The sequence below is a fragment of the Pseudomonas fluorescens Q2-87 genome, assembly GCF_000281895.1.
In the GTDB taxonomy this organism is placed as follows: domain Bacteria; phylum Pseudomonadota; class Gammaproteobacteria; order Pseudomonadales; family Pseudomonadaceae; genus Aquipseudomonas; species Aquipseudomonas fluorescens_S.
Map to the genome: position 1 here is coordinate 2176981 of NZ_CM001558.1, position 25329 is coordinate 2202309.

24 protein-coding genes and 1 pseudogene are annotated in these 25329 nt (G+C 54.7%); 13 read left to right on the forward strand and 12 right to left on the reverse strand.

The window, feature by feature from the left end; genetic code table 11:
- Position 1 precedes the first annotated feature (1 nt).
- The 6 genes from blsG to PFLQ2_RS17755 all read left to right on the forward strand — a co-directional run bounded on the left by blsG (position 2) and on the right by PFLQ2_RS17755 (position 7356).
- A complete protein-coding gene (blsG, locus tag PFLQ2_RS17775; protein WP_003180288.1) occupies positions 2-1114 on the forward strand; it encodes an arginine 2,3-aminomutase in 1113 nt (370 codons plus the stop codon).
- A 104-nt stretch (positions 1115-1218) separates the two neighbouring features.
- Entirely contained in the window at positions 1219-2031 is an 813-nt protein-coding gene (locus PFLQ2_RS17770) for a hypothetical protein (RefSeq protein WP_003180290.1), read from the forward strand.
- Complete coding sequence (locus tag PFLQ2_RS17765; protein WP_003180292.1) at positions 2009-3409, forward strand: MATE family efflux transporter; 1401 nt, start codon at positions 2009-2011, stop codon at positions 3407-3409. The genes PFLQ2_RS17770 and PFLQ2_RS17765 overlap by 23 nt, the downstream gene beginning before the upstream one ends.
- Before the next feature lie 437 nt (positions 3410-3846).
- A complete protein-coding gene (locus tag PFLQ2_RS30380; RefSeq protein WP_160167765.1) occupies positions 3847-4635 on the forward strand; it encodes an aspartyl/asparaginyl beta-hydroxylase domain-containing protein in 789 nt (262 codons plus the stop codon).
- 39 nt (positions 4636-4674) lie between these two features.
- Positions 4675-5781 (forward strand): pyridoxal phosphate-dependent aminotransferase, encoded by a 1107-nt coding sequence (locus PFLQ2_RS17760; protein ID WP_160167766.1) that lies wholly within the window; start codon positions 4675-4677, stop codon positions 5779-5781.
- Between the two features lie 225 nt (positions 5782-6006).
- On the forward strand, positions 6007-7356 hold the full coding sequence (locus PFLQ2_RS17755; protein ID WP_003180297.1) for a KamA family radical SAM protein: 1350 nt from the start codon (positions 6007-6009) through the stop codon (positions 7354-7356).
- A gap of 635 nt (positions 7357-7991) precedes the next feature.
- Here the strand turns inward: PFLQ2_RS17755 and PFLQ2_RS17750 are convergent.
- A complete protein-coding gene (locus PFLQ2_RS17750) occupies positions 7992-8264 on the reverse strand; it encodes a hypothetical protein (RefSeq protein ID WP_003180299.1) in 273 nt (90 codons plus the stop codon).
- 492 nt (positions 8265-8756) lie between these two features.
- On the opposite strand from PFLQ2_RS17750, the gene PFLQ2_RS17745 reads away from it, so the two are divergent.
- A complete protein-coding gene (locus PFLQ2_RS17745; protein WP_003180301.1) occupies positions 8757-9758 on the forward strand; it encodes a LysR family transcriptional regulator in 1002 nt (333 codons plus the stop codon).
- Here PFLQ2_RS17745 and PFLQ2_RS17740 read toward each other — a convergent pair.
- Positions 9755-10216, reverse strand: coding sequence for a RidA family protein (locus PFLQ2_RS17740; RefSeq protein WP_003180304.1), 462 nt, complete (start codon positions 10214-10216; stop codon positions 9755-9757). The two genes, PFLQ2_RS17745 and PFLQ2_RS17740, sit on opposite strands and share 4 nt — an antisense overlap.
- A 272-nt stretch (positions 10217-10488) precedes the next feature.
- Between PFLQ2_RS17740 and PFLQ2_RS17735 the strand changes: the two genes are divergently transcribed.
- Complete coding sequence (locus PFLQ2_RS17735) at positions 10489-11175, forward strand: hydrolase (RefSeq protein ID WP_003180307.1); 687 nt, start codon at positions 10489-10491, stop codon at positions 11173-11175.
- Positions 11176-11219: 44 nt separating this feature from the next.
- Here PFLQ2_RS17735 and PFLQ2_RS17730 read toward each other — a convergent pair whose 3' ends face one another.
- The gene (locus PFLQ2_RS17730) at positions 11220-12095 is read right to left on the reverse strand and encodes a LysR family transcriptional regulator (RefSeq protein WP_003180308.1); all 876 of its coding nucleotides are present in this window, start codon (positions 12093-12095) and stop codon (positions 11220-11222) included.
- 171 nt (positions 12096-12266) lie between these two features.
- Here PFLQ2_RS17730 and PFLQ2_RS17725 point away from each other — a divergent pair, with 171 nt between their 5' ends.
- Positions 12267-13136, forward strand: a complete 870-nt coding sequence (locus PFLQ2_RS17725; RefSeq protein ID WP_003180310.1) for an NmrA/HSCARG family protein — start codon at positions 12267-12269, stop codon at positions 13134-13136.
- A 275-nt stretch (positions 13137-13411) separates the two neighbouring features.
- Here the strand turns inward: PFLQ2_RS17725 and PFLQ2_RS17720 are convergent, their stop codons facing one another.
- From PFLQ2_RS17720 to PFLQ2_RS17710, 3 genes are all read right to left on the reverse strand, one after another.
- On the reverse strand, positions 13412-14314 hold the full coding sequence (locus PFLQ2_RS17720) for a sugar phosphate isomerase/epimerase family protein (protein ID WP_003180312.1): 903 nt from the start codon (positions 14312-14314) through the stop codon (positions 13412-13414).
- Positions 14315-14375: 61 nt separating this feature from the next.
- Positions 14376-15545: a Gfo/Idh/MocA family protein gene (locus PFLQ2_RS17715; RefSeq protein ID WP_003180316.1), complete on the reverse strand. Its 1170-nt coding sequence runs from the start codon at positions 15543-15545 to the stop codon at positions 14376-14378.
- 18 nt (positions 15546-15563) lie between these two features.
- Entirely contained in the window at positions 15564-16487 is a 924-nt protein-coding gene (locus PFLQ2_RS17710) for a TIM barrel protein (protein WP_003180318.1), read from the reverse strand.
- Positions 16488-16624: 137 nt separating this feature from the next.
- Here PFLQ2_RS17710 and PFLQ2_RS17705 point away from each other — a divergent pair, with 137 nt between their 5' ends.
- The 3 genes from PFLQ2_RS17705 (at position 16625) to arsH (ending at position 19077) form a co-directional block, all read left to right on the forward strand.
- Positions 16625-17677, forward strand: a complete 1053-nt coding sequence (locus PFLQ2_RS17705) for a LacI family DNA-binding transcriptional regulator (RefSeq protein ID WP_003180319.1) — start codon at positions 16625-16627, stop codon at positions 17675-17677.
- A gap of 195 nt (positions 17678-17872) precedes the next feature.
- Positions 17873-18343: an arsenate reductase ArsC gene (locus PFLQ2_RS17700; protein ID WP_003180320.1), complete on the forward strand. Its 471-nt coding sequence runs from the start codon at positions 17873-17875 to the stop codon at positions 18341-18343.
- Entirely contained in the window at positions 18343-19077 is a 735-nt protein-coding gene (gene arsH / locus PFLQ2_RS17695) for an arsenical resistance protein ArsH (RefSeq protein WP_003180321.1), read from the forward strand. The genes PFLQ2_RS17700 and arsH overlap by 1 nt, the downstream gene beginning before the upstream one ends.
- Here arsH and arsN2 read toward each other — a convergent pair.
- Positions 19074-19517: an arsenic resistance N-acetyltransferase ArsN2 gene (gene arsN2, locus PFLQ2_RS17690; RefSeq protein ID WP_003180322.1), complete on the reverse strand. Its 444-nt coding sequence runs from the start codon at positions 19515-19517 to the stop codon at positions 19074-19076. The two genes, arsH and arsN2, sit on opposite strands and share 4 nt — an antisense overlap.
- A gap of 203 nt (positions 19518-19720) precedes the next feature.
- Entirely contained in the window at positions 19721-20587 is an 867-nt protein-coding gene (locus PFLQ2_RS17685; RefSeq protein ID WP_003180323.1) for a LysR family transcriptional regulator, read from the reverse strand.
- A gap of 105 nt (positions 20588-20692) precedes the next feature.
- Between PFLQ2_RS17685 and PFLQ2_RS17680 the strand changes: the two genes are divergently transcribed.
- Entirely contained in the window at positions 20693-21616 is a 924-nt protein-coding gene (locus PFLQ2_RS17680) for a DMT family transporter (protein ID WP_003180324.1), read from the forward strand.
- 17 nt (positions 21617-21633) lie between these two features.
- Here the strand turns inward: PFLQ2_RS17680 and PFLQ2_RS17675 are convergent, their stop codons facing one another.
- The 4 genes and pseudogenes from PFLQ2_RS17675 to PFLQ2_RS27690 all read right to left on the reverse strand — a co-directional run bounded on the left by PFLQ2_RS17675 (position 21634) and on the right by PFLQ2_RS27690 (position 25320).
- The gene (locus PFLQ2_RS17675; protein ID WP_003180325.1) at positions 21634-22176 is read right to left on the reverse strand and encodes a hypothetical protein; all 543 of its coding nucleotides are present in this window, start codon (positions 22174-22176) and stop codon (positions 21634-21636) included.
- A gap of 80 nt (positions 22177-22256) precedes the next feature.
- Complete coding sequence (locus PFLQ2_RS17670) at positions 22257-22898, reverse strand: response regulator transcription factor (RefSeq protein WP_003180326.1); 642 nt, start codon at positions 22896-22898, stop codon at positions 22257-22259.
- Positions 22891-23943, reverse strand: a complete 1053-nt coding sequence (locus tag PFLQ2_RS17665) for a sensor histidine kinase (RefSeq protein WP_003180327.1) — start codon at positions 23941-23943, stop codon at positions 22891-22893. The genes PFLQ2_RS17670 and PFLQ2_RS17665 overlap by 8 nt, the downstream gene beginning before the upstream one ends.
- A 73-nt stretch (positions 23944-24016) precedes the next feature.
- Positions 24017-25320, reverse strand: a pseudogene (locus PFLQ2_RS27690) (AAA-associated domain-containing protein).
- Positions 25321-25329 lie beyond the last annotated feature (9 nt).

A 25329-nucleotide genomic window follows, 5' to 3' on the forward strand; every position in this document is an offset into this window, starting at 1 on the left:
AATGATTATTGCAAAGGACACTCTGAGTAAACAGGATTTACTTTCTTCCGACCAATGGGGTGACTACAAGTTCCAGATGAAGAATGCCATCCGCACCAAGTCTCAGCTGGAAACCTGGGTGAATCTCAGTGAAACGGAGTTGAGGGGGATTGAGCAAACAGAGAGCCAGTATAAGTGGATGATTACTCCCTATTATGCATCACTGATGGATGAGACCAATGAGAATTGTCCGATTAGGCTGCAAAGCATACCCCACCCAAAAGAAGTTGAAGAGAGCAATCAGCAGGAAGAAGTAGATCCGGTTGGTGATATGGCTTACATGAAAACCAGGCGCGTCGTACATAAATATCCAAACCGGGTCATATTCCTAGTTTCGGATACATGTCCAGTTTACTGTAGGCATTGTACTAGAAAATTTCATACAACTGATAAGTCAGGTACTTATTACAACAAAGAACTTCCCGCTTCATATGATCAAGACATAGAGTACATCGCGAATAACAAAAATATCAGCGACGTATTACTCACCGGAGGCGACCCGCTAATTCTTTCAGATAAGCTTCTGCATAGTATTATATCTAGGCTCAATGCAATCCCCCACGTCGATTTTGTACGAATTGGCTCACGATATCCGGTTTTTCTCCCGCAGCGGATAACAGATGATTTTTGTAAGATGTTGTCTGAATTCAGATCGATCTGGTTTAGCACTCATTTCAATCATCCCGTAGAAGTGACTCCTGAGGCCTTAAGCGCGGTAGATAAACTCCTTTCCCACGGGATACCGGTGCAAAACCAGACAGTGCTGTTGCGTGGAGTTAATGACGACGTTGAAACTCTTAGAACGCTGAACCGGATGTTAGTGAAAGGCAGGGTAAGACCTTATTATCTTTATCACGCGGACAATGTTCAAGGCGTGTCGCACTTTAGGACGTCGATTGAAAAAGGGCTTGAGATTATGGAACAGTTGCACGGTTATGAAACTGGTTTCAGTGTCCCACAGTATGTTTACACCACCAAGCTTGGAAAGATTCCTCTGAATAACCAGTACTTTTATAAACTAGGCTCAAAGAAGTTTGTGCTCGGTTATGATCATAAAACGCTTGAGATCTCTTGAGCTAAATTGACGCGTGAGTGGTTCACTACACCTCGTGGCTTTGAAGCTACCTAACTTACCATTTCTTCGGTGTTGATATGATACTTACAAAATTAGACTACTCGATGTTAAAGCCAGAAGCTGTTGTAGCTCAATTTAAAGAGGACTTTAGTTATTCGTCCGACATAATAGTATTAGACCTCCCTAAAGCCAATGAACAGCGTCCAACGCCGAAACACTGGAAAGACGACTGTCATTCAAACTACGATGATTTGTTTCTTCAGCTTTCAAGGCATGTTGGTGATGTCTTCGGTTATAGCGACCTGCAGAACGGTAATCTTATTCAAGAAATATTCCCCATATTCAAAGATAGAAATAAGCAGTTGGGGAGTGGTTCTGTGCATTTAGAACTTCATACGGAAGACCCCGCTCTAGCCTATAGGGCAGATGTGCTAGGATTTTTATGCGTAAGAAACGACGATAAAATCCCTAACTTGCTGTCTTGCCCAGACTTCTCAACTATTGATGCAACACTCAAACATAGGTTAACTGAGAATCGTTATACAATTCTTTCCGACCGACCATCCACGATCGAATATAAGCCGAAAGCTCTAGAGACGGCGGTATTGCAAGAGTCTCCAGCCGAAGGTTACAGCTTCATTTATGATCCGGTCTACGTTGACTACAGTAAAATGTCTCAGTGTGAAGAACTAGTGTTTAAGGATTTTATCGCGCTGGTTGAGTCAGCCACCTTTAACTTATCAATGAATGAAGCGCAGGTTTTATTTATCAACAACTACAAGTGCGCTCACGGCAGGCCGGAATTTACACCAAGGTACGATGGAACGGATCGATGGCTAAAAAGAGTACAGATTTCCAAGGATATATCTAAGCACCTAGATCGGGAGTACAGTCTTGACATCATCACTGATATATAATCGTGCCGTGAGGCTTTCCCGTAGATATACATCTGAGATGCGCGAGAGTTTCCGGCTCTCGCTTGCCTTCGTATTTGGCAATATCGCGCATGTGATTATTGCTACTACGGACGTAATAATGGCTGGATGGATTAGTACAGAGGCGTTAGCTGCGTCGACTTTGGCACAGGGCCTCTACTATCTCCTGTTCTTATTATTTTCCGGATTGCTAGTCTCTACAATCCCATTTATAACTGATGCGTTGGGCTCTAAGGAAAAAGAGGAACAATATATATCTGTATCAACCAGTTGCGTTCAGCTCATAGCAGCTGCGTTTTTAATATGCTTATCAATACTCTATTTTACGAAAGAAATATTAGTTTTTTTCGGCCAGGATATTCTTTTGTCTCTCGAGGCCCAGAGATATATGAGTAGCCTGATGTGGAGCATTGGACCAGCGATTTTATTTGTACACCTCAGAAATGTTTTATCTATAATGGGGTCCGCGCGATATGCAGTTATCGCAATTATTATAGCGTCGGTCTTTAACTTCGTTGCGCACCTGATTCTAATATTTGGGTTTTTGTGGATACCCCCCTTGGGTTTGTTCGGTGCAGGTATAGCCACGACTCTAACAAACGTTCTGCTTTGTATGTTGCTGATCACATTCGGTTTAATGAATCCGCAGTTTAGGGAGCGTCGGCACTGCATAAAATTAATGGTAGTGAGATGGCGGTTGATGTTGCCTATTTTAAAAAACGGTATTCCGGTCTCTTTAACTCAAGCAAACGACACGCTGTTTTTCTTCATCCTTACAATTGTAGTGGGTAAATTTGGAGTCGTTGCATTGGCTGCTCATGGTATCGCAATGCAAGTTCTTCAAGTTGTATTTACAATACCTAATGGTATTTCGCAAGCATCTACCACAAGAATAAGCCTTTGCTCACCTTTAGGTTTGTATTCGCGGCGGACTAGTGACACAGGATGGAGTGCTCTATGGCTCAGCTGGATAGTGCTCACTGTGACATCTTCTATTCTGATTATTTTTTCTAATGATATCGTTCAGTTATTTGTTGCTCGCGATGACGGTGTAAATGACGAACTCATCATGCTATCTAGCCTCTTTGTCAGCATCTTAGGAATCTTCCATTTCTTTGATGGTAGTCAAATGGTCCTGCTCGGTATATTTAGGGGTCTGAAAAAGACTGTTATTCCGATGCTGCTCTCAATCATTTGTTTTTGGCTAGTGGGGCTGCCGCTAGCTCTATTACTTGCATTTTATACTGACCTAGGAGCAGCTGGTATATGGTGTGGCTTAGCGCTCGGACTTTTAGCGCTGTTCTCTCTACTTTTATTTAGATGGATTCAATACGAGCCTTCGGCGCAGGTTGCGACATGAGAAACCTATACGGCATTCGAGGCATAAATTATATACTGAAACACAGTATATCCGTGATAGCTTGCTTATTGTTATATGTATCTCTTATTCTGGCTGTTCCGATCGATCTCTTGTCGATATATTCTGTTTCCTACTGCTGTTTGCTATTTTTTCTTCTATATTCCGTCAGCTCCTGGCCGATTATTCGTTCCCAATTCGATATCCTTAATATCGTCGTACCTTACTCTGCCGTGCGACGCTATAGTAGCTGCTTGTGTTGGTTTGTTCCTCTCTCTATTTTTACTTTAGTGGCGGGTCTATATTACAGAACCGAATTATTGGGATTTGGACTTTTAGGAGCGAGCCAGGTATTACTCATTTACCTCATAATCCGGCTATATGCGACTGTAGTGATTGCCTGCAGGTCTGCTCTAAAGTGGCGGGAGCCGGTCGTCACATTGTGGCGCGATGTATTAGATGAACTTGGCGATATCGATGATAAAACACGTGAGTGTGTCCTTGATCTAATAGAATTGGAATGTTATGAGAGTAAATCATCATTACCTAGCCGCCTATCCAACCGCCTATCCAGCGGCCTATCTAAGCATGTTTCGCCTGTACCTTATGCTACGAATATAAATATCAATGGGTTTAAGTCGTTGTTTGGACCAAGAAAGCCTCTTTGGTCTAAAGACGATTTCAGCTTTCTCTCAGGCGTTGATACTCTACTCGCCGAGATGACGCAGGAATTAATCCAGCTCTATGATAAATATAAGAACACGCAAGAAAAATATCCCTTTCATGGCGACCCTTTGTGGAAATCAATTCCACTTTATAAAGGTGGTCAAAAAGTTGTTGTATACGCTGACCTTGTACCAAATACTATTCGCTTTGTTGAGGATATTGTGCCAGGTGCGACTATCAGAGAGGTTGTGCTTTCAAGCCTAGAGCCTGGCGGTCATATCGAACCGCATCTAGATTATGTTTATCCTATGCTGACGTTACATCTACCTATAGTTTGTTCTGACGATGGTTTGTCTGGGCTGAGAGTCGGGGAAGAGATCGTTAGTTGGAGAACTGGTGACATAGTAATCATTGATACGACTTTTCAACATGAGTCTTGGAACTATAGTAAATGTACTCGTGTAAATCTAATGTTTGATTTCTGGCCCCAGGATCTGGGACCGTCGGCAAAAGCTTTTTTCACTGAAGTCTACTCGCGGCAGATGCTGCGACATCTAAAATAATTACAGTTGGTTAAAATTATGTTAAGCCCGAGTCAGAAGTTGTCGCAGGTCTTAAGTAAAAGTCCTCAAGTGGGCGACTTAATTCAGATGCACGATGGTGAGTTCAATCTTAAAGTTCCGCAGGAAATTTCTCGCGCAACGATTAACGCCTTAACGAATGGACATACTGGCTATTGTGATCTTACCGGCATAGAGTCTTTAAAAAGCTCTTTGATCGAGAAGTGTTTTCACATGCATAGTAAGTTGTACGACCCAGCCGAGATTTTAGTCTCTAATGGCTCGAGTCAGGCTTTGTTTATGTTGATGAAATGCATATTAGCCAAAGGTGACGAGGTTCTTATTCCGAACCCATGCTGGCCCGCTTATAGATCTTACATAGAGCTTAACGAGGGCATTGCCGTCGATTATGAAATGGGCACTAAGCGTATCGACATAGCTGAAATTCGTAAGTTGGTCACTAGCAAAACTAGGGCGTTGATCGTTAACTCGCCGCACAACCCCACTGGCTCGGTTCTAAGTCGACAAGAAATTCTAGAGTTGGTGCTCTTATCTCAAGAGTTTGGATTTTTACTAATTTCCGACGAAGCCTACGAAGGCATCGTTTTTGGTAGCGGTGAACATGTTAGTCCTCTGGATCTTATGGTGGATACTAGCCTGCTGGTGGTTACACGTACGTTTTCAAAACTGTTCTCCATGTCTGGTTTTAGAATAGGCTATATGTTCGCGGATAGAAATATTATCAATCGCTGCTCCACGCTTCAGGGCGTTATGACGGATAATGCTTGTACATTTGCTCAGCACGGTGCCCTGGCAGCAACAGCTTTGCCTAAAAATATTCTTAAAACGCGTGTTGATGAGTTGCAACGCCGAGCCTATTACTGCCATCAATTGTTAAGCACTACGTTTGATATTGTAATGCCGCAGGGTGGATTTTTCCTATTTCCTAATATTTCCCGCGTATTGGGTGCTACTTGGGATTCGGACGCTCAATTTGTAGACGATCTCCTAAACGTAAAATCTGTTTCTACCACGCCGGGCTCTTCTTACGGTATGAAGGACCATATCCGAATATCAATTGCTTCCGTTAATGAAGTTGAAATTAAAGAGGCTTGTGGGAGAATTGTAGATTTTGTCCACCGTCGCTGATTTTCATGCGGCAAGTGTTAATAGTGTGGAAAAATTTGTCAATTGGAGGTTGCGCTTTCTTGGTTAGCCCACGCTAACCTTGTTGAGGTTTGGTTAAGTTTATATGCCTAAGATGCCATTGCGTCATCAGATATTATATGTGATCACGCATTAATTTTAGGTCAAGACAGTTCCATATTTTATCATTTCCTATATTCCATTAAAGAATCTTATTGGCTACTAATTATGCATTCTATAGAAAATCTAGCGGTGAGTGTTGATGACTTCACAAACAAATCAGAGGTTGAACGTTTCAAGGTTTATACCTTGAAACAAATTGACCACATTTCTCAGCTTGCTAAATTAGACAGCCAGACTATTTGGGAGATGAAGGTTGTGGCAAGCGTCTTGCCATTTCGGGTCAATGAATATGTTATAAAGAATTTGATCGATTGGGACAATATTCCCAACGACCCTATATACCAACTTACCTTCCCCCAGAAGGATATGCTGGATAAAGAGTCTTTTGATCTAGTGTCATCTTTACTTTTAAGGAGTTCCGAACGTTCAACGTGTGAGGTTGCGATAAAACAGGTTAGAGCTAGACTGAACCCTCATCCAGCGGGACAGCTTGAGCGTAACATCCCTTCACTGTCTGGCGTGACGGTAACTGGTGTCCAGCACAAATATCGTGAAACTGTGCTTTTTTTCCCAAGCGCTGGTCAGATTTGCCATAGCTACTGTACTTTTTGTTTCCGTTGGGCCCAGTTCACTGGAGACCAATCGCTCAAAATTGCTGCTAAGGAAAACACCCAGCTGTTGGATTACCTGCGGGCCAACCCTCAAGTGACTGATGTTTTAATCACTGGTGGAGATCCGCTGGTTATGAAGACAAGCAATCTACGTGCTTATCTAGAACCTCTTTTGACTCCTGAGTTCGAGCACATCCACACTATCCGAATTGGTACGAAAGCGCTTTCTTTCTGGCCTCAGCGGTTTGTGACTGATAGCGACGCAGGTGAACTTCTTGATCTATTTAGGAAGATTAGCATGCATGGGAAACACTTAGCTTTAATGGCTCATTATAATCATTGGGCGGAACTTGAGCCTGCAATTGCTCGAGAGGCTATTCGTCGTGTTCGAAAAACAGGTGCTCAAATACGTAGTCAGGGCCCGTTGCTGGCTCATATTAATGACTCTGCTGATGTCTGGGCGCGACTCTGGCAGACGCAAGTTGAACTAGGTATTATTCCTTACTATATGTTTATCGAACGTGATACCGGGGCTCGCCGGTATTTTGAAGTGCCTCTTATACGTTCGTGGGAAATTTACCGAGACGCTGTCAAACAAGTCTCAGGTATTGCTAGGACCGCCAGAGGACCTTCGATGAGCGCAGATCCGGGGAAAGTTGAGGTCTGCGGTGTAGCTGAAATTAGAGGAGAAAAGGTGTTTGTTTTACGCTTTATCCAAGCACGAAACCCGGATTGGGTGCAAAGACCATTCTTCGCACGATTTGATCCCGATGCTACGTGGTTCGATCAACTAAAACCGGCTTTCGGGGAGACTGCCTTCTTTTTCGAGGAGGAAGTTTCTTAACCCGTTTTTCCAGCCTTGCCGCTGATGATCAAACTACCAGGCTGAGAAAATGTGCTCTCACTCAATACCCTGTGCCCAGTTTTCATGGATCCGCGTTTCATAACCGAAGGAAGCGAGATCAACTGTGCATTTAGTATGCTGCAGCCCCTAATAGACCTGTATCGAATCAAAAAAGACCTGTTTCAGGGCTTTAAGGGAACCGGGAGACTCGCAGAGGGGAATTGCCAAGATTCGCCCCTTTTTGGGCGAAGCGTTCGAATGGCTGCTTCTGGCCGATTCTGTTGAAAAAGTCGGTTCGCCCAAATGGCCTGAATATTGGACGGTGAAAACGCCTTTTTTGCACGCTGCTACGTGAAATCTGAGCTTGGAAGCCTCTGCCCAAAGTTAAGATTTCAACCTCAGGCGCGTACTTTTCTGCCGTGGCAACCATGGCCGACTTTTTCAACAGAATCGGCCGAAAGCAGTCCATAGTGAACGCCCGCAGACGCCAGTTTATTAAGCCACGGCCTCAAAACTGGGGGCGAAAATCACGCGTAGATGCTGGGTAAGACTCAGCACATGCAGTGCAATTGGCCTGCGGAACTCCGCTCTACCAAACAAGCAAAAACGGGCGCTTTCAGGCGCCCGTCACTCCATCAGCCCTCAACCTGCGCCTGAAGCCGCCGACCAATCACCTCCAGCAAATCACATCCATCGCGCAACGGAATCACCAACAGCTGTGCGAAATCCGAAAGCACCACCGTGTCGCTGGCGGTCTCGGAGCGAAACGCGATGTTTTCCAATACCTGCGTCACCACGCGAATGCGGTAATCAGCGGTTGCGTGCAGGACGTCAAGCGGGGCTTGGGTATCGATGAGGAGGGAAGCGGGGGTGCAGTCGATGCCGGTGATGGGGACGTATCTTTCCATGTTTGAAACTCCAATCTAACGAGGACTCGAATAACCCAATCGTCGCCAAACAATCGGGTGGCAGTTGTACGCAGGTTGGCGAACCGGGATTGGAACCGGCAGACCCCAAGGTCTCCCACGCACAACTGCCATAACAGGCAGCCGTGCAAGTGTGCCAAGCCTCCGCAAAAAAAGCAGTACTTTTGCACCCAATTCCCAGGTCGCCAAACCTGGTCACCCTTCCGAGCGACGGGAACGACTATAGGTTCGAACACCCAACGCGGACTAGGTGACGGCTTCCGAGTGTTTCGTAGGAATCGAGAGACTTCGCCATGGAAACGAACCGACGGTTTCAGCTTGCGTAGGAACATTCTGATCGGGCTGGCTTCCGCAAAAGGCAACAGGCCTTTGCCTTGGCCGCGCTAACGACCCACCTCCCGTGTTGAGCATCACCTTGGTCCTCCCGACGCTTTTTTCGTATGATCCCCCAACACTTCAACTGGATGCAGCGGCGTGAAATCGTCACCTAAAAGTGCTTCAACAGGCCCGGCTGTGCAGGGTGGCGTCAAGTGGGATCTGAGCGAAGCTGTGAACCAGCTGTCCTGGGACGATTTGCGCATCATCAAATCCCTGAGTGAATGCGGCAATCGCGCCGCCACGGCCAAGAAGCTGGGCATCAACGTGTCCACCGTATCGCGTCGAGTGGCTCAGGTTGAGAAAACGCTCGGGGTGGCTCTGTTTGATCACCGTCGCTCTGGGTACATGCTCACGGCGGAAGGTGCGGAGTTGCGGGCGCTGGCGGAGCGCGTCGAGCTCGATATCGTCAGCGTCGCGCGGCGTGTTTCGCGCTCGGGCCAGGGGCTGCTCGGGAAACTTCGCATCACGACCAGCGACTCGTTGCTGCTGTACTTTCTCACTCCCATCATCGCCGACTTCAAGACCCTTAACGAAGGGATAGCGATAGAGGTTCTGGTGGGCAACCAGACATTGAGCCTGGCCCGGGACGAATCAGACATCGCGGTGAGAGCGACCAGCAAACCAGCGGAAAGCCTGGTGGGGCGCAAACTGGCGACCATCGCTTGGGCGCCCTATGGCAGCAGCAAAAGTGCATCGACTTGCGACCCTTTCGCGCAAGGTCAGGCGTGGGTGTCTTACTCCGCAGCGTTGAGCGGTCTCAAGGCAACGAGCTACGTCGACAGCCGAGTCGATGCCAGCTGCATTTCGTATCGCACCGATTCGGTCGCCGCAGCGAGTGTGGCAATCGCGGCGGGACTGGGTGTTGGGTTTCTGCCGTGCATGGTGGGCGATATCACGCCGGGGTTGATGCGCGTGGGGCCGGTGATGCCAGAGCTTCAGGACGAGCTTTGGTTGCTGACCCACCAGGACATCCGCAAGTCATGGCGAGTCAAAGCGTTCATGACGTTTTGCGCAGCGGCCGTCGCGGACCAGAAATCCTTGATCGAAGGGCAGCGAGCGCTCCCGGCCGCGCTAATCGAAACCGGGAGTGTGGCTTAGTCGGCTCGTGCACCGATCACTGCCTTGCAGACGATTTCAATCAGCTGCGAACGCTGGGCCAGTCTCGACACGCCGATGATGTTGCTGGCGCACTGGGGGCGTTCAGCGTCATAGGCGGCCTTGCGAATATTGCCCACCACGGCAAAGGCCGCGTCCATATCCAATACATAAAGCGTTTCTTCAACGACGTCTTGAAGTGTTGCGCCATAGAGCGCCAGCAACTTGGAGATGTTGTCGTAGGACGTGCGCATCTGTTCGCCCATCGAGGAGAAATCGCTGGGTTTGCCCTCGCTGTCCAGCGGCGCTGGGGCTACCAGGTTGCCGTCTTCATCGTGGCTGAACTGGCCGGATACATAAATCTCGTTTCCCACTTGCCTTGCCTGCGGATAGCCATAGCTCTGTTCCCATGGAACACCCCAGTAAGCGGTTTTGTTATTGAACGGTTGTGAGGCTGCCATTGCATTCTCCTGGTGCGTGACGGATCGCTCGAAACGGCAATTCGTGTGGTTGGAAGGCAAAGGCTAGCACTGGGGAAGCGTGCAAAAGAGCGCATTTTTGCGCCCATGAAAGCGCATTAATGCGCCCCAAAAGATGCTGGCTATCGGTTAACTTGTTTCCAGTCCGGGCCGCAGCCCCTTGTGTAAAGCGCTGCGGCCTCCATGACGAAAACGAAACTGATGTCGCCGTCGCGATCCGCACACCAACCATCACTCATTTAAAGGGAACCACAATGAACAATCCAAAAAACGAAGTGCTGACACCTCTGAACAGCCAAGTGATCTTCATCGACCAACAGCCGCAAATGGCCTTTGGCGTACAGAGCATCGACCGGCAAACGCTGAAGAACAACACTGTGGGTCTCGCCAAGGCGGCCAAGATCTTCAACGTGCCGACCACCATCACCACGGTGGAAACCGAAAGCTTCTCCGGCCACACGTACCCCGAGCTGCTCGCCGTATTCCCTGATGCTCCGCTGCTGGAGCGCACCTCGATGAACTCCTGGGACGACCAGAAGGTACGCGATGCGCTGAAGAAGAACGGCCGCAACAAGATCATCGTTTCCGGCCTGTGGACCGAGGTGTGCAATACCACCTTCGCGCTCTCCGCGATGCACGATGCCGGCTATGAGATCTACATGGTCGCCGATGCTTCAGGTGGCACCACGAAGGATGCCCACGACTACGCCATGCAGCGCATGATCCAGGCCGGCGTGGTGCCGGTCACCTGGCAGCAGGTGCTTCTGGAGTGGCAGCGTGACTGGAAGAATCGCGACACCTACGATGCGGTCATGAACCTGGTCAAGGAACACTCCGGCGCCTATGGCATGGGTGTCGACTACGCCTACACCATGGTGCACAAGGCGCCTGAGCGCGTTGAACACGGTCCGACCCTGGCGCCGACTGCGGCACCTATCTGAGTTCAGGAACAGCCACATTCTGCAGGGGCTCTGGGCGAATGAGCCTATCCCCTCAGAACCAGCGACATGTCCGGGTATCTGGCGCAAATGAAGTCGACGAACGCGCGAACCTTCGGCGCAGCAAGGCGCCTGGACGTGTGCAAAACCCAAAGCGCTGGCTCGATGCCTGACACCGTGCCCCACTGAACCAGTTCGCCGCGGGCAAGGTGGTTCCAGGCAATCGACTGTGGAATGAGGGCAACACCGCCGCCGGCGATAGCCGCATCGCGGACCATCAGCAGTGAAGAGAATCGCATTTTCGGAACCGGCTCCAAGACCAGCTGCCCGCCATCGAGGCTCCATTGGGTGGGCTGGAAACTCGACGTCACGATGCTGGCAACCGGTCTGATTGCGCCGGGCATCGGCTTGGCTATTTCAGGCGCAGCGACGACGACCAGTCGATCCTTGGCGAAGCACCGGCCGACCAGATTGCTGTCCGGGCTGGGGCTGATGCGAATGGCGATGTCGAACTGTTCCTCGACGAGATCCACCAGGCGATCTTCCGCCACCACTTCAATTTCAACTTGCGGGTAGGCCGCGCAAAATTCGGCGCCGATACGGCCCATCGCGAGTTGGGAAAACAGCACCGGCGCGGCGACTCGCAAGCGACCACGCGGCGTCGAAACGCCTTCGCGCGCCGCCGTCATGGCTTCGGTGACTTCGCTCAGCGGGCCCTCCGTTCCAGACATCAACAGCTCGCCGGCTTCGGTGAGTTTCAAACCGCGCGCGCTGCGTTCGATCAGCCTCACGCCCAGTTGTTCTTCGAGATCGGCAATGCGGCGCGACAGGGTGGCCTTGGAAATGCCGCTCGCACGGCTGGCCTTTCCCAGCCCCTCATTGGTGGCGACGAGGATGAAATCGATCAGGGCGTTGAGGTTCATGGGGTGTTCCGTTTTTGAAACGAGGTGTCTGGATTTTGTGGTCTTCGTTTTGTAAGTGCAACGGAATATTGTCTCGGCATCGCAGCTCGGTATGCCATCTCACGCACTGGCAAGGCCGTTGCGGACTTCCACGTTGATCCATCCCATTTATTCGATGCAGGAGTTTCAAACATGAGCATTCTCGTTATTGGCGCCACGGGCACTATTGGTTCACTCGTCACCCAAGGCCTTGCTGATGCAGGCGCCGAGGTCAAGGCACTGGTCCGCCAGGCCGGTAAGTGGGCCTTCCCGGCGGGCGTCACCGAAGTGGTCGGCGACTTGACCGATGTGGCCTCGCTGCGCGCTGCACTGTCGTCGGTGCGTACGCTGTTCCTGCTCAATGCAGTGACGCCTGACGAAGTCACCCAAGCCCTCATCGCGCTGAACCTCACTCGCGAGGCAGGCATCGAGCGCATCGTCTACCTGTCGGTGATTCATGCCGACAAGTTCACCAATGTCCCGCACTTCACCGGCAAGCATACGGTCGAGCGCATGATCGAGAGCCTCGACATGCCGGCGACCATCCTGCGCCCGGCTTACTTCATGCAAAACGATCGCATGGTCCAGCAGACGATTCAGAACTACTCGGTGTACCCGATGCCCATCGGCTCGGCGGGCGTCTCGATGATCGATGCGCGTGACATCGCCGACGTCGCCGTTGCCGAGTTGCTGCGCCGCGACAAGGCCCCATCCGCGCTGGAGCGTGTGACGCTGGAGCTGGTTGGGCCGCACGCGCTGACCGGTGCCTCGGTGGCGAAGACCTGGAGCGCAGCCCTGGGGCGCGAGATCGCCTACGCCGGTGATGACGTCGCCGCGTTCGAGGGGCAACTGGCTTCGTACGGCCCGACCTGGCTGGCCTATGACATGCGCTTGATGATGTCGGGGATCCAGACGTTCGGCATGCAAGCGGCGCAAGGGGCAGTGGAACGGCTCCAGACCCTTATCGGACACCCGCTGCGCAGCTATGAAGACTTCGTGCGCGAGGCTGTTGCCGAGGGTTGAAAACCTGGCGGTCCGGTACATCAGGCTGATCGAGCGGTCCTTGGGGGGACGGCTTCGCAGCCCGGCGGGAGCAAGCGCCCTCGCCACAAAGGCATCCGCCACAGCCAGGAAGTTTATTGGCGGCTGATAGGGATGGAGAGGCCCCATAATTTGCGCCAAGCACAACTCCCGTGGCGAGGGAGCTTGCTCCCGCTGGGTCGCGCAGCGGCCCTAACATGCTAAGGAGAAGGGGGCGGACTCATCCAGTACCGCCCCATTGCTCTGTCTAGATCCTGCTACTTGAAGTACCTGTCGACGTAGCGCTGGATCTCCTTGCGCATGAACCGTCCGGAGTCGTCAGCCCGTTCCTCCCATCCGAATACGCACGCGGTGACGATGCCATCGAAACCGGTCTTGGCGAGGGATTGGAAAAACAGGTCCCAGTCGATTTCGCCCTGATGCATGTCCATGTGCTGATGCACCGTCACTTTCGCGCCAGGCGGATTGACGATGTAGCGCAGTCCCGACGAAGCCTTGTGGTTATAGGTGTCGGCGATGTGGACGTGGGTGATCATCGAGCCCGCGTCGGCGATCATTTGCGCCATGTCATCACCGAAGTAAAAGGTGTGCGGCGTGCAGTACAAGAATTTCACGTTGTCCGAGCCGATGGTTTTAAGCATGTCCAAGGCTGGGTGCAGCGTCTCGCACCAATCTTCAGGGTGAGGTTCAACGTTGAGCGTCACGCCTTCTTTTTCAAACACCGGCACAAGCTCTTCCATCGAGCGCCACCAGGCAGCTTCGCTGGATTCATGGCTGTGGGCGCCGCCACAGCAACTCACCTTGTGTCCGCGATCAGGCGATGGGCCACGACCGAACTCCGAATTCATCGTGGTGCAGCCCATCTCCACGGCAATCTGAATCGCTTCTTTCCAGTAATTCACCGCGGCGCGGCGTTCGTCCTCATGGGGGCTGGCCCAGCGGTACATGGGCAGTAATGAGGCGAGCTGCACATTGTGATCGCGCAGCGCCTTCTTGAATTCGCTGATGCGTTCTTTATGGGCCCGTGGACGAACCCACCAAGGCAAAAAGTCATCCCTGGGCGATAGCTCGATGTATTCGAAGCCGAGTTCGGCCGTCTTGCGGCACAGCTCTGGCAGGCTCAAGTGACGGTGCATGTAAGGGTCGAGGGCGATTTTCATTGTTGTTCTCCGTTGGCTGTTCGATTCGCGGCAAAGCTTGAGTAATGAGCAAGGCAGGGCCTCAATAGGCCACCCAGGCGGCATCGTTATTGGCCGATTGCACACAGCGCTCGACCCAGCGCACGCCTTCGACCCCGGCATCTATGCCGGGATAGCGGATTGCGTCGAGCGCTTTCGTGTCCCCTCTATCGGAGGCATCCATGGCCAAGGCAAACCGGTAATAGAGATTTGCCCACGCTTCGAACAGGCCTTCGGGATGGCCACCGCCGATGCGATCATCGACCAACGCATTCGGGTGCAAGTAACCCATGCCGCGCTCCAATATTTGCGTGGGTTGGCCTTGGACTTCGAAACTCAGCTGGTTGGGGCGTTCATCCCACCATTCGATGCTCGCGCGAGAACCGATGACGCGGATTTTCTGACCGTGCATCGACCCTGCATTGACGGCACTCGACCACACCATGCCCATCACGCCGCCGTCGTATTCCATCAGCGTGTAAGCGTTATCTTCCAGCGGCGCACGACTGGCGACGAAACTTTGCCGGCTGCACATCAGCCGTTTGATTTTAAGGTCAGGCAGCATCACCTCTGACAAGTACAGCGGGTGCGTGCCGAGATCGCCCAATACGTAGCTGGGCCCAGCCTGCCGCGGATCGACGCGCCATTGCGTAGCCGGGTTCTGCGCTTCCACCGGAGCACTATGGAAGCCATGGGCAAACTGCATATGCACCATGCGGATGTCACCCAACTCACCGGCAGCGATCATTTCGCGTGCCTGTTCGATCAGTTGATGGCCTGCATAACCGTAGGTCACACCGACGATGCGGTTCTTTTGCATGGCCAGCTCACGCAGGGTTTCGGCCTGCTCGACGATGAAACACAATGGCTTTTCACACACCACATGCAACCCGGCCTCCAGCGCCGCCTTGGTAATGGTATAATGCGTGCCGTTGGGCGTGGCGATGGATACCGCTTGGATGCCGTCCGCACGCAGGGCTTCCTGTTCGAACATGCTCAGGTAATCGGCGTAGCAGCGCTCACGGTCGACCCCCAGCTGTTCGCCAAATTCGCTGCCACGCGCAGGGTCGATGTCGAACGCGCCCGCCACCAGGACGAATGTGTTGTCACGAAGTGCTGCGCAACGGTGGATGTAGCCGATCTGGCTCTGGCTTCCGCCGCCCACCATGGCCCAGCGGATCGGTCGCGGGATACGTTTGCTGCCGTTGATCATAGGTTTGTTTCCTGTCGGTCAGAATCCGATGTCTGCAAGGTAGGTGCGACTGGACCTGACATCGTCCAGGCTGCCGTTGGCGTTGCGAGGGTCGCGTTCTTGTTCGACGGTGATGTAACCCTGGTAATCCAGGCTTCGAACCAGGCGATACAAGTGGGGGTAATCGATCACGCCTCGCCCGATCGGGCACATCACACCTTTGCCACAGGCGTCGAAGAACGTGATGCGTTCATTCATGACCTGGTCGAACACGGCTTGGTCGATGTCTTTGAAATGGATGTAATCGAGTCGATGGGCATAAGCCTGTAACGAGGCCGCGGGGTCCATACCGGCGTAATAGAGATGGCCGGTGTCCAGGCACAGCCCGGCGACTTCGTCCGGGATATCCTCGACCAGCCGCGCCAGTTCGTCCGCAAACTCGATATGACCGCCTGCGTGGGGGTGAATCACGGGGCGAATGCCGTAATCATTCCAAGCGATGTCACAGATGGCGCGGATGTGGCCCATCATCGTTTGCCACGCCGCATCATCGAGGCGTTGCGCTTGTTCCGAGTGGCCCGCTGCGTAATCGCGATGCTCATGGCCCCAATCAATGATTACCAGGTAGGGGCCGGCGAAGCGCTGCCCGGGTTCCTTTTCAATAGCGGGCAACTGCTTGAGCAGTGCGCAGATATCGTGTGCTTGGCGGAGCAAGGAAGGCAGCTTCGCGGGTGTCGTCAGATCATCGAAAATTGTTCCCGCGACAACGCGCAGGCAGTTATCGGCAAGGGCAGCGTTGACGACGTCGGCGTCAAGCGGCAAGTAACCATAGGGGCCCAACTCGATACCTTGATACCCAGCCTCTGCGGCTTCGCCGAGCACGTTGCGCCAGGGCGGCAGGTCAGGATTGTCGACATCGTCGACGCCCCAGCAGCAGGGCGCTGTGGAGATATGAATCGGCATGAACGCACTCCGGCTTTGTTGTTATGGATGAGTGTTTAGCGCTGCCTCGATGCTATTTCAGTCGTAAGGATCACGGCTACGGGGGGATGGCTAACTGTGTCAAAACCCTTCATTATCAAAAAAAGGAATGTCAAAACATGTCAAAAGCGCCACGCCGAAAACTCCGTCCAACCATGGCTGATGTCGCTCGCGAAGCGGGTGTGAGCCTCTCCACGGTGGATCGCGTGCTGAACCTGCGAGCAGACGTGCGCACGGACACGGCGCATCGCATCGCAACGGCTGCGGCGCGCTTGGGTTTTCATGCCAAAGGCGTGATCGAGCAACGGGTGCTCAACGACAAGCCGACGGTGCGCTTGGGCTTTTTGCTGCAAAAGAGCGGGGTGGCGTTTTATCAGGGGCTTGCTCAAGCATTGTCGAACGCCGCGACGACGTTCACGCGGGCGCGCATCCGTGTGGTAATCGGTTATCTGGACGATCTTGACCCGGCAACGGTGGCTCAGCGCGTGCTGGCGCTGGGGAATCAAGTCGACGGTATCGGCATGGTCGCGGTCGATCATCCGTTGGTGCGTGACGCCATCGGCCGCTTGCGAGGTGCCGGCGTTCCGGTGGTTGCCCTGATTTCCGAACTGGCAGGGCCCGCCGACGGCTCGTACGTTGGTGTTGATAGTCGGCTGATGGGTCGCACGGCAGGGTGGTTTGTCAGTCGATTGGTCAGGGCGCCCGGTTCGGCAGCGGTGATGGTCAGCAGCCAGCGTTTCCAATGCCAGGAGCTGTGCGAGCTGAGCTTTCGCAGTTATCTGTCGAAGCACTCCAGCGATTGGGAATTGCTCGCTTCGCGCCTGACGCTTGAGGATGATGATTTTGCTTATGGCAATGCGCTGGACTTACTGAGCGGTGAGCCGGATCTCTCAGCCCTGTACGTGGCGGGCGGCGGCGTCGCCGGGGTGCTGCGTGCTTTGCGGGAGCTCAAGCAACAGGCGATCAGGCTGCCGGTGGTGGTGTGTCATGACTTGACGCCCCTGACCCGGGACGCGCTGAAAACCGACCTGGTGCAGGCTGTGCTCTCTCACCCGGTGGTAGAAGTGGCGGAACAGGCGGTGCAAACCCTGGTTGCAGCGGTCTCGGACCCAAACCTTGTCGCGAGGGTGATGTTGCCTATACAGATATCGGTCAGCGAGAGTGTCGACTGACGGCACGCGATGTTGGGCCGCAATCGCGCTTGTTGGCGTAACCCTATTATTGAATTTATGCTTGCGCTGGATAGGCGGATACACATATACCAACGCCGCTCACCTGCAGGACATGGAAGGACGACCTGTCCGCGAAGCAGCCTGTTACTGAAATCCGATCTTGATGCCCGCAAAAAAGCGGCTGGAGTACTCTCCATGCGAGTCCTGTTCATGTGTACGGCCAACAGTTGCCGGAGCGTGCTTTCTGAAGGTTTGTTCAACCATGTGGCGCCCAAGGAAATGACGGCGATAAGTTCGGGAAGCTTCCCGAGCGGGCGCCTCAATCCACGGGCGATCAGCACCTTGCAATCCCTTGGCGTGGACACTTCGGTGCTCTACAGCAAAGGCTCCGAAAGTTTCACCGATAACCCACCGGACATCGTGATTACGGTCTGTGACAAGGCCGGAGGCGAACCGTGCCCTGTGTACTTCGGATCTGCAATAAAGACTCACTGGGGCTTATCCGATCCCTCCGAAGTGGACGGTAGCGACGAGGAAATACAAGCGGCATTTGACGCTACGGTCGCCAAGATCCGCCAACGATTCGCCGCGTTTTTTACGCTCGATCCAAGCTCCCTGAGCGCGATTGAACTCAAGCAGGCGTTGGACCGGATAGGAGACATGTGATGAACGAGTCCAATAGCGACGAGCTTAATGATTTTCCAAACCTCGATCGGGCCCTGCTGGATGTCCCGACCCTCGAGAAGCTTTCCGGGCGAGAAGTGCCGGCGCATAAACCCCGCATACTTTTGCTGTATGGATCCACCCGTGAACGCTCCTTCAGCCAGTTGCTGACGCGAGAGGCTGCGCGCCTCCTGGAGCTCATGGGTGCCGAAACGGCGATCTTCGATCCTAGTGGACTGCCGCTGCCAGATGACGCGCCTATCGATCATCCCAAGGTGCAGGAACTGCGTGACTTGGTGATGTGGTCAGAGGGGCAGGTCTGGTGCTCGCCGGAACGCCATGGCGCCATGTCGGCAGTGTTCAAGGCGCAGATCGATTGGATTCCCCTGGCGCTTGGAGCGGTTCGTCCTTCCCAAGGCAAAACCTTGGCGGTGATGCAAGTTTGTGGCGGCTCGCAATCATTCAACACGGTCAACCAGCTTCGTGTGCTTGGGCGCTGGATGCGCATGGTCACGATACCCAATCAGTCATCCGTGCCAAAAGCGTTTCTTGAGTTCGACGAAGCCGGGCGCATGAAACCTTCGTCCTATTACGACCGGGTTGTCGATGTCATGGAGGAGCTGATGAAGTTCACGTTATTGGTGCGGGGCAGGGAAGACTATTTGGTGGATCGTTACTCCGAACGCAAGGAAAGCGCTGAAGCGCTTTCCAAGCGAGTCAATCAAAGGTCCATTTAAGCGATGCGCTTGGTCATGTAACTCGCCGTGGCGGGACACAGGCTGCGGAACTCAAGAGTGCCCTGAATGGCAGAAGGCGCAGCAGCCCGGTCACGATGTTCAAAACCGTGACGCTCGAAGAATGGAGCGGCAGTATTGGTCAAGAGGTGCAACGACTTGACCCCGTGACCCACCAGTAGCGCTTCCACTGATTTGAGCGCTTCTGAGCCGAGGCCTCCGCCTCGATGGGAGGGGAATATCAAAAACGAACGCAACAGGCGATCAGCAGTGGAACCCTCCACACCGACATAGCCCACCGGTTGATCGTCCTGATGAAACGCAAAGAAATGGCGCTCAGGCTCGTGGAGATCGGCATAGGGTAATCCTTCGGCCCGGAGCGACTCCATTAGCGAGTCGAGGTTGCCCAGTGGTGAAACTTTCAAGTGTTGAGCGATAGACATGAAAAATCCCTTAAGCCAAGTGATGGTTGACAGTCCAATGGCTGGTTTCGTGGAGGATGAATTGTGGTGGTAGTTCCAAGGCAGACTCCGTGTCCTGGTGCGTTGAGGACCATTGCTTTAGCGGTGTGGCATTTTCCAGCGAGTGCCAGCTTGGGACTGCTTCGCAGTCCAGCGGGAGCAAGCTCCCTCGCCACGGGGTGCAACTATCCTTCGAATTGGGCCTGCAACATCGCTAGAAATGCCTCTCTGGCGGGGTGCCGGCCAGCGTTTTCATGCCAATAGAATAAGTTGTCCATGCCCGTCAGCCCAGGGAAGTCGTAGCCTTTCCAGCCAGCTCCCTGACGGTATTGCTCATAGATCCCACGGGGCACCAGCGAAACGCCTGCACCAGCACTGACGCAGCCGACTATGGCGCCATAGCTGGCGATGCTGATGATCGGTTGGGCTTGGTCATGGCGTAATAACCACTGTTCCAATGCCAAGCGGTATGGGCAGCCCGTGGGCCACATGAAGATCGCCTTGCCTTGCAGGTCTGCCGCGTTGCGCAAGGGGCCGTGGGATTCGGAGGCGATGAGTACCAGCTCTTCGCGGTACATCACGGCGCGCTTGAGTCCGGGGCGTTCCACGTCCACCGCTACGATCACGCCATCGAGCCGGTGATGCTGGGTATCGTCCAGTAACTGTGCCCACGTTCCGGTGCTCAGTTCCAATGTCACTTGCGGGTACTGCGCGTGGTATTTGGCCAGCAGCTGGGGCAGGCGCCCCGTGGCGCTGGATTCGATGGCGCCGATGCGCAGTGGCCCGTTCGGCGTGCCGGCCGGGCTTACCGCACGGCGGGCTTCTTCCGTCAGGCCGAGGATTTTCGTCGCGTATCCCAGAAGCACCTCACCTGCAGGGCTCACCCGCAAACCGCGACCTTCGCGGAAAAACAATGGTGCGCCGAGTTCCCGTTCCAGGGATTTGAGCCGTGCGGTGATGTTGGAAGGCACGCAATGCAGCACTTCGGCGGCACGGGCGATGCTGCCGGTGTCGCAGACGGTCTTGAGCATGCGCAGTTGGGACAGTTCCATGGCTCATCCAAAGTGAATGGTTGGCTGAGTTTAAGTCACTTGTATTGATGATGGGTGGTTTCGATACTTCGGGCATCGACAGAGGGTCAACGCGCCGGAGCCCGAATGGATAACCGCTGTGAGACGCTGGAACGCTTGAGCAACCCCAGTAGGTTCAAGGTAAAGATTATTCTGGTGACGTTGTTCGTGATTCTTTGCTGGGCCTATTCGCCGATTGGTATTCGCATCGGCTTGCAGGCTTATGAACCCGGTCAACTGGCGTTGATGCGGTTCCTCATCGCCTCGGTGTTCATGGCCTTCGTTGCAATGGTGAAGGGCATTTCCCGCCCGCGTCCCAAGGACCTGCCGATGCTGGCTATCTTGGGCCTGTTCGCCGTGAGCCTGCACCACATCGCCCTCAATTACGGCCAGCGGGGCGTCAGTGCCGGTGCGGCCAGTGTGCTGGCCCAGTCCACGCCTTTGTTCAGCACGCTGCTGGCGCATTTTGTCTTCAAGGACAGAGTCGGCGGTTGGCAATGGGCCTGCGTACTGTGTGGTTTGCTGGGCGCTGGCGTGGTCGTCGCGGGGGATCGGGGCTTGGGTGAGGTGGATATCCATGGGATGTTGATCCTGTTGGCGGCGCTGTCCTGGAGCGTGTATTTCGCTTTGCACAAGCACCACTCCCATCGCTACGACGGGTTGACCATGGTTTGCTACACCGTCTGGTCGGGCACGATCCTGTTGTTGGTCTTCGCGCCGGGGCTGTTGGGCGCGGCGCGGGAGGCTTCGGTTTCGGTGGCCCTGGCGGTGCTGATCCTGGGCATTTTTCCCAGCGCGCTGGCGTACCTAGCCTGGGCTTATGTGCTGGCACACAGCAACGTGAGCCGGGCGTCCCTGGCGCTTTACCTGATACCGCCCACCGCGATGGTGATGGCCTCATGGGTCCTTGAGGAACGTCCGTCGAGGATGGTCATGGTTGGGGCAGTGGTGGTGTTGATGAGCGTGCTTGCGTTGAATCTTGAACCGGCGAGCAGGACAAAAGCCGGCTGATTCTGTGAGGCCCAGCTTTATTTCTTGACCTGATAATCCTGCCCCCAGACGCGCACAGTATTGATTTTCTCGTTCAACCCTTCGAACACGAACTTCTGCCGCACTGCCGTCTTCGGCGGGATGGTGATTTCATCAGGGTTTTCAAACCCTGCCAGCCGGTTGGCGTAACCCGCCTGGTCGATGGCGAGCAGGGCGCCCGTCTGGCCGAGGTTGATCAGGCGCAGTTGCGTGTCGGTGCTGTTCTTGAAGCCGAGGGTGACGCTGAAGGTGTCGTCAACCGGCTCCAGCTTCAGTACTTCAATGGCGACGTGGTCTTTCAGTTGCTCGTTGGAGGAAATGATCGCGGCGCCATCGGTGCCCTGGACCGACTCGCGGCCGTCGAGCACGCCTTCACTGACGCCGCCCAGCAGGTTCTTGCCGGCGGTGATGAACGTCGAGACGGCGGCCTTGGTGGAATCCTTGATGAGGCTGCCGTCCGTTGGCTCACCTTCGGCCAGGCACAGCGAGCTGAGCAGGAGGCTGGAGACGAATAGGGTGGAGCGTGACGGCAGAAAGGTCATACCTGGATCCTTAAGGGTGGCCTGCAATATCGCCCATCAGCAGGGCGAACGGCATCATAGCCGTGATCGGCGACCACTTGCTATGAGCCGCCGGCATCCTTGAGTTTTTCCGACATCTTGACCAGCGCCGCCAGCGAATCGGCATTCATCTTGCGCATCAGCGACCCGCGCCGCACTTTCACGGTCACCTCGCTCAAACCCAGCTGGGCGGCAACCTGTTTGTTCAACAGGCCCGAGACGACCAGGGCCATCACCTCGCGCTCGCCGTCAGTGAGCGCGTCATGACGGCATTTCAATTCGTCCATCAGCGCCGCCGCCTTGCGTCTTTCCCGGTCATGGTTCAGGCCCTGGCCGATGGCATCGAGCAGGTCCTGTTCGCGGAACGGCTTGGTCAAGAACTCCAGTGCCCCGGCCTTCATGGCTTTGACCGACATGGGAATGTCGCCATGGGCAGTGATGAATACAACGGGAATCTGGATGTCCAGGTGGGTCATTTTCTGCTGGAAATCCAGGCCGCTGAGGCCCGGCATGCGCACATCAAGGATCAGGCACGCGGGGGCGTCCGGGCGCGTAGCGTCCATGAACTCGCGGGCCGAACCGAACGCCATGCTCGCCAGGCCCACAGAAGCCAGGAGGTCTTGCAGCGATGCGCGCACCGAGCTGTCATCGTCGACGATGTAGATCATCGCTTCGGCAGGGCTCTGAACCTCGGTTTTATTCATCGGGCTCCCGTGTAACGGCCGGCAGGGTGAAGTGGAAGGTCGAGCCGGATCGCGGATCGCTTGAGGCCCAGATACGCCCGTCGTGGGCTTCGATGATGGAACGGCTGATCGCCAGGCCCATGCCCATGCCGTCCTGTTTGGTGCTGTAGAAAGCATCGAACACCCGCTCACGGTCGCCGGCGGACAAACCGCCGCCCTGGTCCGACACTGAAAACAGCAATCGATCAGGTGATTCGAGCGCGACTTGCACCGTCAGTACGCGGCGCTCGATATCGACCTGGCGCATGGCGTCGACCGAGTTCATCGCCAGGTTGAGCAGCACCTGCTGGATCTGCACTTCATCCGCCAGCACCGGCGGCAACCCGTCCTCGACCTGAACGTGTAATGTGATGTCCTGCTCGTTCAGTTCCCCCGCCAGCAATCGCAGTGCGGCATTGACCGTGTCAGCCACGTTCAGCCATTGCTTGGTGGGTGCCTGATGCCTGGCCATGCCGCGCAATCGGGCGATGATTTCGCTGGCGCGGTGGGTGTCGGCAACGATCCGCTCCACCGCTTGGCGGGCCTTGGGCAGGTTCGGTGGTTCGGTGGCCATCCAGCGCAGGCAGGCTCCGCCGCTGGTGGCCACCGCAGCCAGTGGCTGGTTGACTTCGTGGGCAATGGAAGCGGCGAGCTCGCCCAGCATGTTGATCCGGGTGATGTGGGCCAGGTGCGCGCGGGTTTGATGCACGGTGCGGATGGCGGTCGACAGACGCAGTGCCAGATAAGTCGTTCCAGCGATGGCCGCGAGGCTGATCAACACGTTGATCAGCCCGGCTTCGGTGTCGCCGAAACGCGTGAATCGATAGCTCAGGATCGTCAAGAGCATGCAGATGGCCGAGACGCCGGCCACCGCCCGTGCGGGCAGGATCCTCACGGCGATCAGCACCACCACGATCTGGAACACCCCCACCGCGATTTCCAGATCGGTAACGGTGTCTATCGCGGCGATGCCCAGGGCAAGCCCCAGCAAAAGCGCCACACGGAGCGCCAACGGGGTGCTCCTCATCGAATCTTCATCCGCATCGCTCCAACGCCAGGCCCTCGATCCAAGCAGTCTATACCGGGGCAGGTGAATCGCCTCAGGAAGGATTGTCCAGGCTGAACTGGTCGGCCACTTCGTCGTAGGCGAACAGCTCGGCATAACGGCCCCACTGGATGACACAGTCCAGCGTATTGGCCGCGTCGTGTTCGGACATGAAGTCCTCCAATTGATCGCGAAAGCGCCTGGCCGGTGCCGTGCGTGTCGGACGGTCGTCGAGCACCTTGCGAACGTGGCTTACCAACGGAACGTACCTGAGCAGATGCTGGGCAAACAATTGCTTGCGCTCGTCAACCGTCGAGTGCGCGTAGCGTTGCCCGGCGGGCAGCAGCGTTATGTGGCCGTCCTGCATGTCGGCCAGGCGCATGAGTTGCAGCACTTCGGCGACAGGCAAGAGGTCGCTGGCGGAAAATCGCAATGCCGTCGCAAGCTCGCGCAAATCCGCCTGGCCAGCGAACGGCTGGTCCTGCACCGCCTCGATCAGCCCCGCCAGGGCATTGGTGGAGATCGACGGCAGGACCATGCCCTTGCCGCTGCCTGCAAACATGCCCTGGCGCGGCGCCCCTTCTTGCGCTCCGCCGGCCATCTGCACGTAGATATGTTCGACCAGGGCCTGGAAGGCCGGGTCCGAGCGATGGCGTGGTTGATTGAGCTCAACGGCGATTTCCTTCATGACCCGCCCGGGATTGGAGGAAAAATCAGGATCCGGTCGCACATCAACACGGCTTCTTCAATGTTGTGGGTGACCATCAACATGGATTTGATCGGCATCCGTCCTTCGCACCACAACTCCAGCAGATCGGTGCGCAGCGTTTCGGCGGTCAAGACGTCCAGCGCTGAAAACGGCTCGTCCATCAAGATGATATCTGGAGCGACGACCAGTGCCCTTGCCAGGCCGACGCGCTGGCGCATGCCGCCCGACAATTCCTTCGGGAACGCGCTCTCGAAGCCGTCGAGGCCGATCATGTCGATGGCAGCCAAGGCCCGGCGCCGTCGCTCGGGGGCCGCCACATTCAAGGCTTCGAGGCCAATTTCGACGTTCTTCAACACGGTCAGCCAGGGGAACAGGGCGAAGCTTTGGAAGACCATGCGCACTGAACTCGAAACCCCTTGGGCGTCGGCCGGAAACTCAACCGCCCCGGTCGTGGGCGAAATCAGGCCGGCGATGGAGCGCAGCAAGGTCGACTTGCCGGAACCGGAGCGTCCCAGCAGACCGACGATTTCCCCTTCGTTCAAGCGCATGCAGACATCGTCCAGCACCACGCGCTCGGCGCCCCCTGCGGTGCCATAGACATGCCCAAGTTGCTGAACATCCACCAGGCAACGTTTATCGATTACTTGCATCGGATCACC